This is a genomic window from Leucobacter aridicollis (assembly GCF_024399335.1).
GTDB lineage: Bacteria > Actinomycetota > Actinomycetes > Actinomycetales > Microbacteriaceae > Leucobacter > Leucobacter aridicollis_A.
The window spans coordinates 2,147,370-2,163,391 of the sequence record NZ_CP075339.1 but is presented as its reverse complement, the minus strand read 5'-3'; the positions used below and the strand labels follow the sequence as shown (position 1 = coordinate 2,163,391).

11 protein-coding genes are annotated in these 16,022 nt (G+C 65.3%); 10 read left to right on the top strand and 1 reads right to left on the bottom strand.

Annotated elements, in window-relative coordinates; all coding sequences use genetic code 11:
* Nucleotides 1-20: 20 nt before the first annotated feature.
* Genes KI794_RS09710 through KI794_RS09700 form a run of 3 tightly spaced genes read left to right on the top strand, consistent with a single transcriptional unit; the run spans nucleotide 21 to nucleotide 3,089 of the window.
* Complete coding sequence (locus tag KI794_RS09710; protein WP_119284121.1) at nucleotides 21-986, top strand: carbohydrate ABC transporter permease; 966 nt, start codon at nucleotides 21-23, stop codon at nucleotides 984-986.
* The gene (locus tag KI794_RS09705) at nucleotides 983-1,816 is read left to right on the top strand and encodes a carbohydrate ABC transporter permease (protein ID WP_119284120.1); all 834 of its coding nucleotides are present in this window, start codon (nucleotides 983-985) and stop codon (nucleotides 1,814-1,816) included. The genes KI794_RS09710 and KI794_RS09705 overlap by 4 nt, the downstream gene beginning before the upstream one ends.
* A 7-nt stretch (nucleotides 1,817-1,823) precedes the next feature.
* Nucleotides 1,824-3,089, top strand: coding sequence for an amidohydrolase family protein (locus tag KI794_RS09700; protein ID WP_255807958.1), 1,266 nt, complete (start codon nucleotides 1,824-1,826; stop codon nucleotides 3,087-3,089).
* Between the two features lie 622 nt (nucleotides 3,090-3,711).
* On the opposite strand, the gene KI794_RS09695 is transcribed toward KI794_RS09700, so the two are convergent.
* The gene (locus KI794_RS09695; protein WP_255807957.1) at nucleotides 3,712-6,600 is read right to left on the bottom strand and encodes a hypothetical protein; all 2,889 of its coding nucleotides are present in this window, start codon (nucleotides 6,598-6,600) and stop codon (nucleotides 3,712-3,714) included.
* Between the two features lie 206 nt (nucleotides 6,601-6,806).
* Between KI794_RS09695 and KI794_RS09690 the strand changes: the two genes are divergently transcribed.
* The 7 genes from KI794_RS09690 to KI794_RS09660 all read left to right on the top strand — a co-directional run bounded on the left by KI794_RS09690 (nucleotide 6,807) and on the right by KI794_RS09660 (nucleotide 16,020).
* Nucleotides 6,807-8,051 carry a hypothetical protein gene (locus KI794_RS09690; protein ID WP_255807956.1) on the top strand — a complete coding sequence of 415 codons (1,245 nt, stop codon included), beginning with the start codon at nucleotides 6,807-6,809 and terminating at the stop codon, nucleotides 8,049-8,051.
* On the top strand, nucleotides 8,041-9,135 hold the full coding sequence (locus tag KI794_RS09685) for a hypothetical protein (protein WP_162921267.1): 1,095 nt from the start codon (nucleotides 8,041-8,043) through the stop codon (nucleotides 9,133-9,135). Before KI794_RS09690 ends, KI794_RS09685 begins: the two co-directional genes overlap by 11 nt.
* Nucleotides 9,136-9,138: 3 nt before the next feature.
* The gene (locus KI794_RS09680) at nucleotides 9,139-10,107 is read left to right on the top strand and encodes a tetratricopeptide repeat protein (RefSeq protein ID WP_119284116.1); all 969 of its coding nucleotides are present in this window, start codon (nucleotides 9,139-9,141) and stop codon (nucleotides 10,105-10,107) included.
* Nucleotides 10,108-10,115: 8 nt separating this feature from the next.
* A complete protein-coding gene (locus KI794_RS09675; protein WP_255807955.1) occupies nucleotides 10,116-11,306 on the top strand; it encodes a cysteine desulfurase family protein in 1,191 nt (396 codons plus the stop codon).
* Nucleotides 11,307-11,370: 64 nt separating this feature from the next.
* On the top strand, nucleotides 11,371-12,534 hold the full coding sequence (gene mnmA, locus KI794_RS09670; protein ID WP_255807954.1) for a tRNA 2-thiouridine(34) synthase MnmA: 1,164 nt from the start codon (nucleotides 11,371-11,373) through the stop codon (nucleotides 12,532-12,534).
* Between the two features lie 105 nt (nucleotides 12,535-12,639).
* Nucleotides 12,640-14,991, top strand: a complete 2,352-nt coding sequence (gene ligA / locus KI794_RS09665; RefSeq protein WP_255807952.1) for an NAD-dependent DNA ligase LigA — start codon at nucleotides 12,640-12,642, stop codon at nucleotides 14,989-14,991.
* Nucleotides 14,992-15,399: 408 nt separating this feature from the next.
* A complete protein-coding gene (locus tag KI794_RS09660) occupies nucleotides 15,400-16,020 on the top strand; it encodes a DNA-3-methyladenine glycosylase I (RefSeq protein WP_255807950.1) in 621 nt (206 codons plus the stop codon).
* The last annotated feature ends 2 nt before the right edge of the window (nucleotides 16,021-16,022 follow it).

Genomic DNA, 16,022 nt, shown 5'->3' with positions numbered 1-16,022 from the left:
TCACCGGGGGAGAGGCGAGAATGACTGCGACGGCCAGCACGGCCCCGAAGGGGCGCGGGCGCTCCAAGAAACACTCCCGCGTACAAGCGGGGCTCGGCGGCGGGCGCTCAGCGCTCCTGCTGCTGCTCCCCGTGATTGTGCTGGAAGCCGCGATCCTCTTCGCGCCTCTCCTCTACATCGCCTACCGATCGTTCTTCAATTGGCAGCCAGGCGGTGTCTCCGAGTTCAACGGGGTCGACAACTACGTTGAACTCTTCTCAGACCCAGCCTTCTGGCAGGTCGTCGGCAACCAATTCTTCTACTTGCTTGGGCTGCCACTGTGGGTGATCGCGCCGCTGCTCGTCGCCTTCATGCTCCGCGAGAAGGTGAAGGGGTCCGGCTTCTTCCGGTCCGTCTACTTCCTGCCGGCGGTCATGTCGCCCGCAGTTGTCGCGCTCGTCTTCCGCGCGCTCCTGTCTGTCGATGGGCCAGTGAACGCGCTGCTTCGCACTGTCGGTCTTGACTCGCTCGCGCGCCCCTGGCTGAGCGATGAAGCGATGGTGAAACCTGTCATCATCCTGCTCGTGCTGTGGGCAGGATTCGGCACCGGCGTGCTCATCTTCTCGTCTGCGCTCAGCGCGATCCCGAAGCACCTGTTTGAGGCCGCCCGCCTCGACGGCGTGGGTTTCTGGGGTGAGTTCTGGCACATCGCAGTCCCCAGCATTCGCAACGCCGTCGTATTGTGGATGATTTTCCAGGTGATCTCGATCTTCCTGTTCATGTTCTCGTGGGTGTACGTGCTGACGCGTGGCGGCCCCGGGTTGTCAAGCGCGACGATGGACTTCGCGATCTACCAGGAGTTCATGCGCTTCGGGTTCTTCGGCACTGCCGCAGCGCAGTCGGTCGTACTTGTCCTGTTGATTCTTGCGTGCGCCGGTGCCGGCGCGCTTGTAATGCGGCTGCTCGGCCGAGACCGTTCGCGCGGTGGAAAAAAGGTGGCGGCATGAGTAGCCGAGTCAATCGCGGAGTAGGCTTCCGCACGACGGTCGCGGCGCTCATCACCGTGCCGTTCATCGTCCCATTTGTGTTCCTCATCTCGACCGCCGTGCGCGAGCGGAGCGACTATGTCAGCTCTCCCGGCGGGCTGCCGAAGAGCTTCACCCTCGACCACATCGTCGAGTCCTGGCAGGAAGCGGACCTCGGACGTGCGCTCATCAACACCCTCATCATGTGCATCGTTGCCTGCATCGTCTGCGGCACGACGTCGCTCGCAGGCGGGTACTTCTTCCGCGTAGCGCGGCAGCGCTGGACCGGGCCGCTCAGGCTTCTGCTGGGGGCTGGCTACGCGATCCCGATGGTCGCATGGCTGATCCCAGTGTTCGTCATCGCTGCGCAGGCTGGCTGGACAGGGAACCTGTTCGTCGCGGGCGTCATCAGCGGCGTCTCATCGCTACCGTTCGGGTTCTACTTCGTACACACCTTCCTGCAGCAGTCGCTATCTGACGAGGTCATCGAGGCAACGACGCTCGACGGTGCTGGAGTATTCCGCGCATTCTTCTACGTCGGAATTCCGATGGCGATGCCCGCACTCTCAGCGGTGCTCGCGCTGACATTCGTCTGGAGCTTTGGCGACCTACTGATCGCGTCGACGCTCTTGCAAAGCAACACCGATTCTTACACCCTGACTCTCGCAGCAACGACGCTGACGACCCGTGAAGATATCAATCTCCAGGGTCAAGCAGCCGCGGCGCTCGTCTCACTGCTTCCGACCCTGATCGTATTCGCAGTCGCGCAGAAGGCGCTGAAGCAGGGTTTTGGGGGCGGTAGTGAAAAGTAATCCGACGGTGAACGACTCGATCGTTGGGGCGGAGTGGGTACTGCCGATTGCAGGCGCCGCGATTCGCCACGGAGCTGTCGCGGTCAAGGACGGCAAGATCGCTTGGGTTGGCAGTATCGATAAGCTTCCAGACGAGTTCTCAGCCTGGCCCGTACACACGCACCAGGGCGTGCTCACCCCGGGGCTCGTGAACGGCCACACGCACCTGCAGTACACAGGCTTCGCCGATCTTGGACGCGGCTCGTACACGAGCTTCGAGCACTGGTCTGAGGAGTTCGAGGTCTTCTACGACGCGGTGAAGGATCCGGCCGAGTGGGGGCGCGCTGCCAGGGAAGGTGCGGCCCTCGCACTCGCGAGCGGAACGACAGCTTTCGCCGAGATCGTCACTGACGAGCCCGCCCGTGGTGTCCTTGCTGAGTTCGGGCTCCAGGGAATCGAGTTCCTTGAGGCGATCGGCGAGACCGAGACCCGCTGGAACGCTGGAGGGCGCGAGGCGTTCAGCGCCTGGCTCGATCAACCGAGCGCCGGCGTCGTCGGAGTCTCACCGCACGCGCCCTACAGCCTCGACGGCGAAGTGATCCGTGAGCTCACCGCGCTCGCCAGGTCCCGCGGCATGCGTATCCACTCGCACGTCGGGGAATCAGCAGTCGAGGCGAGCCTCTACGACTTCGGAAACCGTGACGTGCTCGAGATCTACGGCGACATGCGCGATGAGTTCGCACTGATCCGCAACGGTGGTACTGGGCTGTCGACGGCGAGCTACGCGGCGAGCATCGACCTGCTCGGCCCTGACTCGCACCTCGCCCATGGGATCTACCTTGACCGAGCCGATCGCGACCTGCTGCGTGATTCTGGCACCCGTGTCGCGCTTTGCCCGCGCTCGAACCGCGTTATTGGCCTCGCCGCGGCGCCCGTCGCCGACTACCTTCGCGAGGGGCACGAGGTTGCAGTCGGAACCGACTCGCTGTCGTCTTCGCCCTCGCTTGACCTGCTTGCGGATGTCGCCGCCCTCGCCGAGCTCGCAACTGCACAGGGCTACGCCGACGCCGACCTCTATGAGCGCGTGCTCTACGCTGCAACCGCGGGCGGTGCCGCGGTGCTCGACCGGAGCGACGTCGGCGCACTTCGGGAGGGCATGCGGGCCGACCTCGCTGTGTTTGACGTACGCGTCTCCGAGGGCGAAGACCCCCGGGCTGCGCTGGTGACCCGCGGCGAAGGATCGTGCACCCTTACTGTGATCGCAGGAGAGGTGCGGCACGCCCGCGAGGCGTAGTCCTTCGTTACACAAGCCATGCGATCGGCAGTAGCACTGTCAAGAAGTTAAGGTTTCGGCAGATGTTCGGCCGATCCCATACGCAGTGCTTGAGTTTGGAGCTGTGGGCTTGAGCGGGGGCGGGCTTGACGTGAGCGCGGTTTGCGCCGGCGGGAGCGGTGGGCTTGAGGTGAGAGTGGTGGGCTCAAACTGAGAGCGGTGGGCTTGAGTTAGGAGCGGTTCGCGCTAGCGGGAACGGTGGGTGATGCCCGCCAGACCCTTGCTTGTCGGCGGGGGAGCTCTCCTGACGCCAGGCTCATAGCCATGGGATCTGCAGTAGCTATGGCTGGAATGCTGCGTGCGTGGCGTTGCATCTGCCGATGCCAGATGTTGTGAATGAGGGGCGGCCCGAAGTGGTGAGAGCCGTGGACGAGTAGTTTTTCGGCTCCCAGCCCCAGGTCCAGATCGCACTTCAACCCAATGGGATCTGCAGTATCGATGCCGCTCCTGCAGTGTGCCGAGCGTTTCGTGTGCCGATCCCATGCGGTCGGATTGGCAGACGTTCTAGCCGCAGGCAAGCCGCACCTGTCCCAATGCAAAACAGGTGAGCCCGAGCAATCGGACTCACCTGTTTCAGTGCGAGCTAGTTCGCGCTTGGCTGCTGCCCCTGCTCGTCAGCGCCTGCCGATGTAACTGGGCGCTCGACGAAGTTTTCTGCGACGTTGTTCATCTTCTGCGCGTTTCCGAGCACCTCGCCGAGGCTCTCGAAGTAGCGAGCGACGGCACCGCGCTCGACCTTGAGCTGGGTCATACGATCCTCGGCGGCAGCGAGTACCTTCGTTGCCCGGTTCTCGGCCTCGACCCAGGTCGTCTGGGCGCGCTGCTCGGCCTCGACAACAATCTGGCCGGCTTTGCTCTCGGCGTCGGCGCGAATCTGCGCGGCTTCCTGCTTCGCCTCGCTGACGAGCCGCTGGTGCTCTTCGCGGGCATCGGTGAGCTGGGACTGCAGCGCGGAGAGCTCTGATCGTGCTGCATCGAGCTGCTGGCGGGTCGTTTCGGCTGCCTCGCGCTGTCTGGTCGACAGCTCGGTCTCGGTGGTTTCGCGCTGGTTCGCGAGTAGCGTTGTCGTTTCGAGTACTTCAGCTTCGAGCGCTTCACGCTTGGCGCGAACCTCGTCATCGGTCTCCGAGCGAAGCTTCGCGAGCTCTGCAGTCTCCGTAGCCCGAAGCTCGGCGAGTTCAGCGATTGTGTCGGCGCGAAGAAGGGCTGTCTCCTCAGCGACTGCAGCGCGCTCGGCCGCAACTTCACGAGCGATCGCAGCCTCGGCCGCCTCGCGCTCGGTCTGCAGGTCGATTGCGTGTTGCTCCGCGGCGGTCGCGAGTTGACGAGCCTGCTCATCGCGTGCTGCCTGCAGCTCAGCGTCGAGTGCCTGGCGCTCGCGGTCGATGCGCATGCCAAGCGCTTCGCGCTCGATTGCAAGCTTCTCGGCTGAGTCGTCACGGTTGATCTGCAGCTTCGTCTCGAAGGCGGCAGTCTCATCAGCGATCCGCTGCTCGTGTGCGGCGAGCTGTGCACGGAGGCGTTCCTGCTGCACAGTCACCTCGTCTGCGAGGGTCGCGTCGTGCGCTGCGCGCTCGTCCGACAGCGCGAGCTCGTGGGCTGCACGGAGCGCGGCAAGCTCGTCGTCGTGGGCTGCGCGTGCGGCAGCGAGCAGTTCCTGCTGCTCGAGGGACTCAGCTTCCACCCGCGCGCGGTGCTGTTCCCACTCGGCGATCAGTCGATCCTGGTGGGAGCCAAGCTCATTTTGGATTCGCTCCTCGTGCGCTGCACGCTCCGCACGGATTCGTGCGTCGTGGCTTTCTCGCTCTTTGGTGATCTGGGCAGTGTGCTGAGCGAGCTCCTGCTCGAGCGCGCTGCGCTGTGCCTCGCGTTCGGCGGCCAGCTGCCTGTCGTGAGCCTCTCGCTCGGCGGCAAGGGTGGTGTCGTGGGCCTCGCGCTCGCCAGCGAGCTGTGAGGCGTGGGCCTCCTGCTCCTCCGCGATGCGCGCGTCGTGTGCCGACAGCTCGGCCTCGAGTCGCTCGGCATGGGCCGCGCTCTCAGCGTTGATTCGCTCCGCGTGCGCGGTGCTCTCAGCGTTGATTCGCTCCGCGTGCGCGGTGCTCTCGGTCGCAATGCGCTCCTCGTGAGCCTGTGCCTCGGAGGTGATGCGCTCGTCGTGCGTGGCGCGCTCTGCGGCGAGTGCGTCGGTGTGCTGCTCGAGCTCGCGGGCGAGCTGGGTGTCGTGCTCGACGCGTTCGCGTGCGATGCGTTCCTCGTGGGCCGAACGCTCTTCGGTGATGCTCTGGTCGTGGTCGGCGCGCTCTGCTACGAGCTGCGCATCGAACGTTTCGCGCTCACGGCCTTGGAGCGTCGCGAACTGGGCGGCTGCACGCTCGCGCTCTCGTTCGGCCTGCGCGGCAAGCGTGGAAATCTCGGCGTGGTGTTCTTCGAGCTCGCGTGCAACACGCTGGGCGAGTTCTTCGCGTTCCTGCGCGATGCGGGCGTCGTGCTGCGCGCGTTCACCGGCGATCGCCCGCTCGTGCTGCTCGCGTTCCTCTTGCAGCTCAGCGTCGTGGGTGGCGCGCTCCTGGGCGATGCGCTCTCGGAGCGACTCGACCTCGGTTGCGTGTGCCCGCCGCTGGGCGTCGATCTCGCTCGTGAGCTTGCGTTCGAGTTCTGTGTAGTTTGATTCGAGTGCCGCCTCGTCGGCCTGGCGCTTCGCCTCGAACTCGGTGCGGTTGCGGGTTGTTTCATGCTCGAGCCGCGCGCGCTCAGCCTGCGCCTCCCGCTCGTACTCCTCCTTCTGACGCGCGAAGCTCGCGGCGGCAGTCTCGGTCTCAGCGCGGAGGGCGGCGGCGGCCTCACGAGCTTCGGTGAGGAGACGCGTCGCTTCGGCCTCGCCCTGCGCGATCCGGGCGCGAGCGTCACGGTCTGAGCTTTCGAGGAGCGCCTCGACCTGGAGCTTCGCGTTTGTGAGCGTTTGTTCGGCGGAGGTGCGCGCCTCGGTAATGAGGCGTTCGCGCTCAGCGTTAAGGTCGTGGCCCTGACGCGCGGCGTCGGTGCGCGCGCTCTGGATCATGATCTCAGCCTGCTCGTTGGCTGAGCTCAGCAGCTCATCTGCGCGGGTCTGTGCCTGGGCGAGCAACCGCGAACTCTCAGCTTCGCTCGACTTGCGAAGCTTGTCCGCGTCAAGGTCGGCCTGAGCCATGAGGCGCTGCGCGTGCTGCTCGGCGTACTGCAGGCTCTTCTCCACCCGGAGGCCGAGGCCTGAATAGCCGGAGGCCCCGAGCTCTGCGACTTGGCCCTGGAGATCTGCGATGAGCTGACGCTGCTCCTGCTCGGCGCGAACCGACTGCTGGTGCGCGGCCTGCAGCGATTCAAGGTGCGACTGGAGCGTGCCGATGTGGCCGCTCAGTGCCCGGACACGCTCGTCGACCTCCTCGCGCTTATAGCCGCGGAATGCAGGAGTAAACTGCTGAGCTGAGTCGGTCACGAAGCCTCCGGTGAGATGATCTGGCGAGCGCCACTGTGCGTCGGCGCTGCCCGGCTGTAAGCGGATATCTCCATGATAGTCGCTCACACGTGTGGTGCATTATTTGCGACCTGCCCAGCGCTCACCCCGGAAGCTCGGGTACCGTTATACGGTTGATACATGCCGCGAACCTGCGCGGCAACCGAACAGACCTCTGGAGGAACTCGGTGAGATATGTCCTAGCCATCGTGGCGTTGGCGATTTCGGGGGTGTTGTTGCTGCTTGGAATAGGCCAACGTACGTTCCTTGCGGGCCCTTCCGAGATCGTCTACCCGATCACCGCCGAGACCGACGCGCCATACGCGGTGCTCGATGTTTCTGAGCTTGCGAAGGTCGAAGGCCAGGCGAACGTCGTCATGCGAGGCAGCGCTGCCTTCTCCGCGCTCGCGAATACGCGGGATGCAGACGCCTGGCTCGAGCCGTTCGACCACGTGGAACTCACCGTTGATCCAGCCACGAAGGCGATCGTCAGCAGCCCGGTTGCTGGCAAGGCGCCGACTGGTGACGCACTCGCAGTCGATGATGAGGGCAACGCTGTTCCAATCGACCCGCGCGGCAGCGACCTGTGGCTGCAGGAGCGTTCGGGCGAGGAAGGCGTCTCGCGTATGGCTGTCGAGCCAGGCGGACAGCAGTCGATTATTATCGCCGGCTCGGGCGCAGAACCGCTTCCGAAGGGAACGGCGCTCGTGTGGGTTCAGGATCGCGCGACCCCGTGGGCCGGCCCGCTGCTCGCTGCCGGCGGCCTCTTTGCAATCATTGGTGCGGTGCTGTACCTCATTGCGTTTGACCGCGACAAGCGCGCGCTTGGCCCTCGCCGTGGCCGTTCGGGCCCGCTGCTCGGAGTCCGCAATGTGTTTACGGGTTCAGGCAAGCGCGGTAAGGGCGAGGTTGAGGCCGCGCCGCGCCGCGGGAGCAACGAGAACACTCCTGAGCTTGCTGCCGGCGCTGCAGCTGGTGTTGCTGCGGGTGTAGTTGCAGCCGGTGCTGGCGCCGACGAGACTGCCGACGCCGCGACTGTGGCTACCGAGAGCCTCGACGCTGGTGGCGTCGCAACGGATTCAGAGGAGATCGTGACGGCAGAGGTCATCGCGGAGGATCAGGATCAGGATCAGGCGCCAAACGAGGACGCCGAGCCTGCCGATGTCTCCGATGCCGTCGAGGAGGACGTGATCGACGCTGACGTGGTCGACGCTGACGTGGTCGATGCCGATGTGGTCGATGCCGACGATCTCGACGGAGACGCGAGTGACACGGACGAGCCCGCTGCCGACGTGAGCGGTTCGGACGAGGCCGCTGCCGACGTGAGCGATTCGGACGAGGCCGCTGCCGACGAACTTGCAGACACGGGGACGGGCGGCGACAGCGTCGGGGGAGACGACGCTGCACTGAAGGGGGACGCTGATGCGGAATAGGACACGACGCCATGCCTCAACTCGGGTGCTGCTTGCCGGGCTCGGACTGACCGCAGCGCTGGCGGTGTCTGGATGTTCAGCCAACTACTGGCCGGATTTTCAGCCAACGCCCGAGGCGACCGCGGAGAGCGACACCCCTGAGCAGAACGGTCTTGCGCCGGTTCCGGTCTCTGAAGCCCAGACGCAGAAGATTATCGACAGGGTCGCGAGCGCCGCGGAGAAGGGCGACGCGAGCCTGAACCCTGACGATATTGCGGCACGGTTCAAGGGCGACGCGCTTGCCCAGCGCACCGCGAACTACAAGATCCGCAGCGAGGTGAGCGACTACGGCTCGGTTCCGGCGACGATCACCAACGAGATGCTCGGCTACAGGCTCGTGCAGAGCACCGAGGTGTGGCCGCGCACGATGTTCGTCACCGTTGCCTCTGAGGCCGGCACCGACGCAGACGGCAACGTGACCGACGCGCCGTCGCTCGCGCTCATCCTTACCCAGCGTGTGCCGCAGGCCGACTTCAGGGTTTCGAGGGTGATCTCGCTTCGAGGCGGTATCGATATGCCGAAGGCCGCCCCCGCGGAAGAAGGCACTGCGCTGCTGTCAGATGACATCGAGAGTCTCGTATTGAAGCCTGCCGATGTCGGAACCGCATACGCGGCCATTCTGCAGGGCGGAGCCGAAGTTGCCGAGGCCGCCCCGTTCGACCTCACGGATGATCCGCTGCTCGGCCACTACGGCAAGGCATGGGTCGACGACGCGAAGGCGAAGTCCGACGCGGAGGACAAGACTCAGAAGTACTCCGTGAGCGTCGCTCAGGGGGAGGAACCGATCGTCAGCTTCTCGACAGGCGCCGGCGGTGCGCTTATCGCGACGACAGTCATCGAGTCGCAAGTTGTTGATTCTGACGGTGGCCGCTACAAGCCGCAGGCCGAGGGCGCCGTGAGCGCTCTCTCTGGGCTGAAGGGGCAGCAGGACAAGATCGTGCGTCGTGTCGCACACCAGCTACTCTTCTTTGTCCCGAGCAAGGAAGACGGATCACAGATCAAGCTCCTCGGCGTGACGAGTGAGCTTGTGGGAGCAGGGAAGTAACTCATGGCCAGCGAAATGCCACAGCGGATCCCCGCCGGGGGAGTCGACCTCAGCCACCTCGCACAGCGTGGAGCAGCTCAGGCTGCTGCTCAGGCACCCGTACCTGGCGGGCCTGCCCAGCCAGGCGGGGCGCAAACCGTCGACGTGCCAGCGCTCGTGCTCGACGTCACCGATGCAGCCTTTGGGCAGGTCGCGCCGCTCTCGGCCGTCGTACCGATTGTCTTTGACCTGTGGGCCGAGTGGAGCGAACCGAGCAAGGCGCTGAGCCCGATCCTCGAGAAGGTGACCCGCGAGCTTGACGGCCGCGTGCTGCTCGCTCGCGTTGACGTCGACGCGAATCCCGGCCTCGCGCAAGCATTCCAGGCGCAGTCGATCCCGACAGTTGTCGCGATGATTGCCGAGCGGCCGGTGCCGCTGTTTCAGGGACCAGTGCCCGAGCAGGAAGTTCGTGAGTTCTTTGTGCGTTTGATTCAGCTCGCCGAGGAGAACGGCGTTGCCGGACGCGTGAACGCCCCAGATAGTGAGGGTGAGCAGCCTGAGGGACCTGCCGAGCCGCAGGTTCCCGAGGCGCACCTCGCTGCGTTCGAGGCCGCGGAGCGCGGGGACTTCGACACCGCTGTTCGCGAGTGGGAAGCGGTGCTACAGAAGTCACCAGCCGACTCCGACGCGAAGGCCGCGCTCGCGCAGTCGAAGCTGCTGCAGCGTTTGCAGGGGCACACGCTTGAAGACATCCGTGCAGAGGCGGCTGCAAAGCCTGGGGATCTCGACGCGCAGATGCTCGTCGCAGATCTTGACCTTTCTGGCGGACACATCGAGGATTCGTTCCTCAGACTGCTCGACCTCTTCTCCTCTGCAGACGACGATGCGCGCACGCTCATCCGCGGCCGCCTGCTCGAGCTTTTTGAGGTCGTTGGGGTTGCTGACCCGCGCGTCATCGCAGCGCGGGGCCGTCTCGCCAACCTGCTGTACTAGGCGACGTGGTGACTGGTCTGGCCTACCTCGACCACGCCGCGACGTCGCCGATGAGCGTCAGCGTGCTCGACGCCTACACCCGCGCCCTGCGGGAGGTCGGCAACCCTGCTTCGACGCACGGCCACGGGCAGCGGGCGCTCGAGGTGCTCGAGGGCGCGCGTGAGCGGATCGCTGCCGCGGTCGGCTGCGACACTGCCGAGCTCGTGCTGACGGGCGGCGGAACCGAGTCGATCAACCTCGCGCTGAAGGGGGCCTACTGGGCCAGGCAGCGCGGCGGTTCACGGCCGGTGATCCTCGTCGCTGACGGCGAGCATCACGCGACGATCGAGGCTGCGGAATGGCTGCGCGACACGCAGGGAGCCGAGCTGCGTTGGCTCCCACTCGATCCCTCAGGCAAGCTTGCCCCTGCAACCCTCCGGGACGCGCTCGGCGCTGTCGGCGCGGAACGAGTCGCGCTCATCTCCTTCCTGTGGGCGAACAACGAGATTGGCACGGTGCAGGACGTCGCTGCCCTGTGCGCGGTTGCGAGCGAGGCTGGTGTCCCGGTTCACGTTGATGCCGTCGCCGCTCTCGGCCAGGTTGCACTTGACTTTTCTGCGGTAGGCGCCGATTTCCTCAGTGTCTCTGCGCACAAGATCGGTGGCCCGGTTGGTGTTGGTGCACTCGTCGTCGGTAGGCGCTCGACGCTCGAGCCGCTATTTCATGGCGGCTCGCAGCAGCGAAGCCGCTCCGGCACTCAGGACGTCGCGGGGGCGGTGGGGTTCGCGGCGGCGCTCGACGAGGTACTTGAGGCAGGCGGCAACGTACCGGATCCGGATCACGTCGCGCACCTCGTAGGCTTGCGCGACAAGCTCGTCACGGGCATTGTTGCGGCTGACCCGACGGCTGTGTACCGTGGCGCGCAGGGGGTGGCAGAGCGCCTCCCAGGGAACGCGCATTTCACCTTCCCAGGTTGCCAGGGTGACTCTCTCGTGTTCCTGCTCGATGCTGCCGGAATCTCAGTGTCCGTCGGGTCTGCGTGTCGAGCTGGCGTGGCAGAAACATCGCACGTGCTGCTCGCGATTGGACTGCCGGAGACGGATGCCGCGGGAGCCCTCAGGTTCACCCTTGGTGCCGCGAGTACCGAGGCCGAGATTGACGCGCTCCTCGAGGCGCTGCCCGCGGCGCTCGAACGGGCTCGCGCCGCGGGTCTGAGCTGACCCCGCGTTGGGTGAATCCTCCAGCCGACCTGCGAGCGCGGCGAGAAACGATTAAGCTGCTCTGGTGAAGATTTTGGCAGCTATGAGTGGTGGGGTCGACTCCGCCGTCGCCGCTGCGCGCGCGGTGGATGCCGGGCACGAGGTCGTTGGTGTGCACCTGGCGCTGAGCAGGATGCCCGGAACGCTGCGCACTGGCTCGCGCGGGTGCTGCACGATCGAGGACGCGATGGACGCGCGTCGCGTCGCAAACCTGCTTGATATTCCGTTTTACGTGTGGGACTTCAGCGAACGCTTTAAGGCCGACGTCGTCGACGATTTCGTTGCTGAGTATGCGGCGGGGCGCACCCCGAACCCGTGCATGCGCTGCAACGAGAAGATCAAGTTTGCTGCGCTGCTCGACAAGGCGATCGCGCTCGGATTCGACGCAGTCGCGACAGGGCACTACGCGACCCTGATCACGGGCGCTGACGGGCCCGAGCTGCACCGCGCGAGCGCCTGGGCGAAGGATCAGTCCTACGTGCTCGGCGTGCTCACCGGACCGCAGCTCGAGAAGTGCTACTTCCCGCTCGGGGACACGCCGTCGAAGGCGCTCATCCGCGAGGAAGCCGCAGACCGAGGCATCCAGATCGCGCAGAAGCCTGACAGTCACGACATCTGCTTCATTCCGGACGGCGACACTCGCGGGTGGCTGTCGGAGCACCTCAAGCGTGAACCCGGCGAGATCCTTGACGAATCGGGTGCGGTTGTCGGCACCCACGATGGCGCACACGGCTACACGATTGGCCAGCGCAGGGGGCTCCAGCTCGGGGCGCCTGCGGCGGATGGAAACCCGCGGTACGTGCTGTCGATCCGCCCGGTCTCCAACCAGGTCGTTGTTGGTCCGAAGGAGATGCTCGACATCTCTCGGATCGCAGGCGGGCGCTTCACGTGGGCCGGCGACCCAGGTCTCGACCTCACTGAGACGTTTGACTGCGACGTGCAGATCCGCGCCCACGCTGATCCGGTGCCCGCGAGGGCTCGCGTCGTGCCGATCGCTGAAGAGGAGCGGACGGAACATCACCGCGCAGACGCGACCCACGAGGTCGTCGTCGACATCAACCTTGAGCAGACCGAGCCGCTCTCTGGCGTTGCCCCTGGTCAGACTGCGGTGCTGTACCGCGGCACTCGGGTGCTCGGCCAGTTCACTGTCGATCGAGCGGTATCGGCGCGGCAGCACGTCGCGGCGTAGTCGATCCTGAGCGGCGCTCCCACGAGCATGCGCGCGGGCGCTCCGTGACGGCTCGCCCGTGCGATTGCTCCGGTGAATGTCTGCGGTGAATCGTAGACTGGATGCGTGACTGAATCACCTGCCATCCCGAGCGATTTTGAAGCCGCGCGCGCCGAGAGCGAGGCTCTCACCGCCGACATTGAGCGATACCGCACCGCGTACCATTCGCAGGGCGTGAGCCTCGTGTCCGACGCGGAGTACGACGTGCTGTTTCGTCGGCTTGAGGCCATTGAACGCGCGTTTCCTGAGCTCGCCGGGCAAGACAGCCCAACGCAAGAGGTCGGCGCGGCGCTCGTGTCTGCCGGGTTCCCCGAGCACGAGCATGCCGAGCGGTTGCTGAGCCTTGACAATGTGTTCTCTCTCGAGGAATTTCGCGAGTGGGCAGGGAAGGCGCGAGCGGCTGCAGGCCGCGAAATACGCTGGCTCTCCGAGCTGAAGATTGACGGGCTCGCGATCAGCCTCGCTTATCGGGATGGTGTGCTCGAGACCGCGACGACGCGCGGCGACGGCCGGGTAGGCGAGAACATCACCGAAAACGTTGATTTCATCCCCGCGATTCCGCGAACCCTTTCGGGCGAGGGCATCCCCGAGTTCTTCGAGGCCCGCGGCGAAGTATTCCTGCGTCGGGAAGACTTCGAGTGGCTGAATGAACGACAGCACCAGTTGCAGGCCGCCTTCGCCGACGAGCAGCGGGCCCGCGGCGTCGCTGAAGACCGGATCACGATCCGCTACCCCGAGTTTGCGAACGCCCGGAACACCGCGGCGGGTAGCCTCAGACAACGTGCCGACAAGAAAACAGCGGCCGAACTCGACCTCATGCGCGAGCGACTGGGGCGGCTTTCCCTGTACGTACACGGAATCGGTGCCTGGGCGCACCCCTCGTTCGAAAGCCAGTCTGACGCGTACGCGCTCCTTGCTGGTTGGGGGCTGCCAGTCTCTCCGCACTCGCGTGTCTTTGAAACAGTCGACGAAGTCGCGGAATTCATTGAGGACCGCGGCGTGCATCGCCACGACATCGATCACGAGATTGACGGCATCGTCGTGAAGATTGACGAGTTCGCGCTCCACGCAGAGCTCGGGGAGACGAGCCGGGCGCCGCGGTGGGCAATCGCGTACAAGTACCCGCCGGAAGAGGTGCACACGAAGTTGCTCGACATCCGGGTCGGGGTCGGCCGCACAGGCCGAGCCACGCCGTACGCGGTGATGGAGCCCGTGAAAGTCGCGGGCTCGACAGTCAGCCAGGCGACACTTCACAACCAGGATGTCGTGCGCGCGAAAGGTGTGCTGATCGGCGACACGGTCATCCTGCGAAAAGCGGGCGACGTGATCCCAGAGATCCTCGGGGCCGTCATTGAACGCCGCGACGGCAGCGAGGTCGAATGGCAGATGCCGACAGCGTGCCCGGAGTGCGGCACCACGTTGCGGGCGATGAAAGAGGGCGACATTGACTTGCGGTGCCCGAACGCCCGCGCCTGCCCAGCTCAGGTGCGAGGCAGAGTCGAACACATCGGATCACGCGGCGCGCTCGATGTTGAAGTACTCGGGGAGATCACCGCAGCTGCTCTCACGCAGCCGGAGATTCCCGCCGAGCCGCCACTCGAAACCGAGGCCGGCCTCTTTGATCTCACCCTTGAGGAGCTCGTGCCGATCGTCGTGATCGTGCGAGACGCAGAGACTGGCGAGCCCGTTCTTGAAGACGAGACAGGGGAGCCGCGTCGCCGCAGGCCCTTCCAAAGGGTCGAACGTACGTACCCGCCCGGCTGGGAAGACAAGACCCCCGCAGAACGGCGTGCCGCTGGGATTCGTAAGGACTTCGACCGTACCCTGCCGTCGAAAGACGCCGAGACATTCCTCGCCGAGCTCGAGCGCGCAAAGACGAAACCTCTCTGGCGCCTAATCGTGTCGCTGAACATTCGCCATGTTGGCCCTGTCGCTGCTCGCGCCCTTGCGGACTGGTTCGGCTCGCTCGACGCAATCCGCGCAGCCTCCGCCGAGGAACTCGCTGAGGTTGACGGTGTCGGTGGGATCATCGCAGAGTCACTGCTCGCCTGGTTCGAGGTCGACTGGCATGTTGACATCGTCGATCGATGGGCCGCCGCGGGCGTGCAGTGGTCGACGCCAGGCCACGCTGGTCCCGGCGCCGCTCAGAGCGCGGAGGGCGTGCTCTCAGGGCTGACTGTTGTGGCGACCGGTTCGCTCGACGGGTTCACCCGAGATGGTGCGAAAGAAGCAATCATCCAGGCGGGGGGCAAGGCAGCCTCGAGCGTTTCGAAGAAGACAGACTATGTCGCAGCTGGGCCCGGCGCCGGTTCGAAGCTCGCAAAAGCGGAGGAGCTCGGCATTCCGGTGCTCGACGCGGCAGGCTTCGCAATCCTCGTGACCCAGGGCCCCGCGGGGCTGCCCGAGACCGCGGAGTAGGTCGAAGCCGCATTTCTGGGTGGGGCTTGGCCTGCTGAATCATTGACCGCGCGGGCTGGGAAGATGCGCGCGTGCTCTGGCGTCGGGGCTGGGCTGGGCTGGTGGGCTGGCTGGCTGGCGCTGGTGGGCTGGCTGTCTGGTTGCTCCGCGCGCCCACTTCACCCGGCACGGCGCCGCCGCCCTCCTGCGCCGCAGGCATTTCGCACCAAGCCATGGGATCTGCGATTCGTATGACGTGTACACGCGTGAGAGGCATGTCTTTTGCAAATCCCGGGGGGAATCGGCAGCGATGTGGCGGTCGCCCAGGCGAGTTATCCACATATTTGACCCTGGCCCGAATTGATCACCCCAGCGCGGTTACGCTTGGTGCACCCAACAACGGCGCGTCCCGAACAGAGAGGAACACACATGACAGACACCGAGGCCGCACCTAGTCGCGCTGCCTGGGCGTTGCAGGCCCCCGTGCTCACCGAGTACTACGACACCGAGTGGGGGATGCCCGTGCGCGACGAACGGGGAGTCTTTGAGCGGCTCACGCTCGAAGCGTTCCAGTCAGGGCTTTCCTGGCTGACTATCCTGCGCAAGCGCGAGAACTTCCGGGCGGCCTTTCAGGGCTTTGACCTCGCGACGATCGCCGAGTACTCCGACGCAGATATTGAGCGTCTGCTCGCCGATGAGGGCATCATTCGCAACCGGGCAAAGATCGAAGCAACGATCTCAAACGCCAAAGCCGTGCTCGCGCTGAATGCGGCGGGTGAATCGCTGAGTGAACTCGTGTGGAGCCACACCCCAGCGCTCTCGCCTGTTCCCGAGACCGACGCCGAGGTGCCAACGACGTCACCTGAATCAGAGGCGCTTGCAAAGGCATTGAAGAAGCGGGGATTTCGTTTCGTCGGCCCGACAACGATGTACGCCCTGATGAGCGCGATTGGTGTCGTCGATGTGCACCTGGTATCAAGTCACAGGCGCGGTTGCTCGGGATTGTGGAATATCGATGGCACTCCAGTGAAGTCCAGCGCTAGTGTGTGACC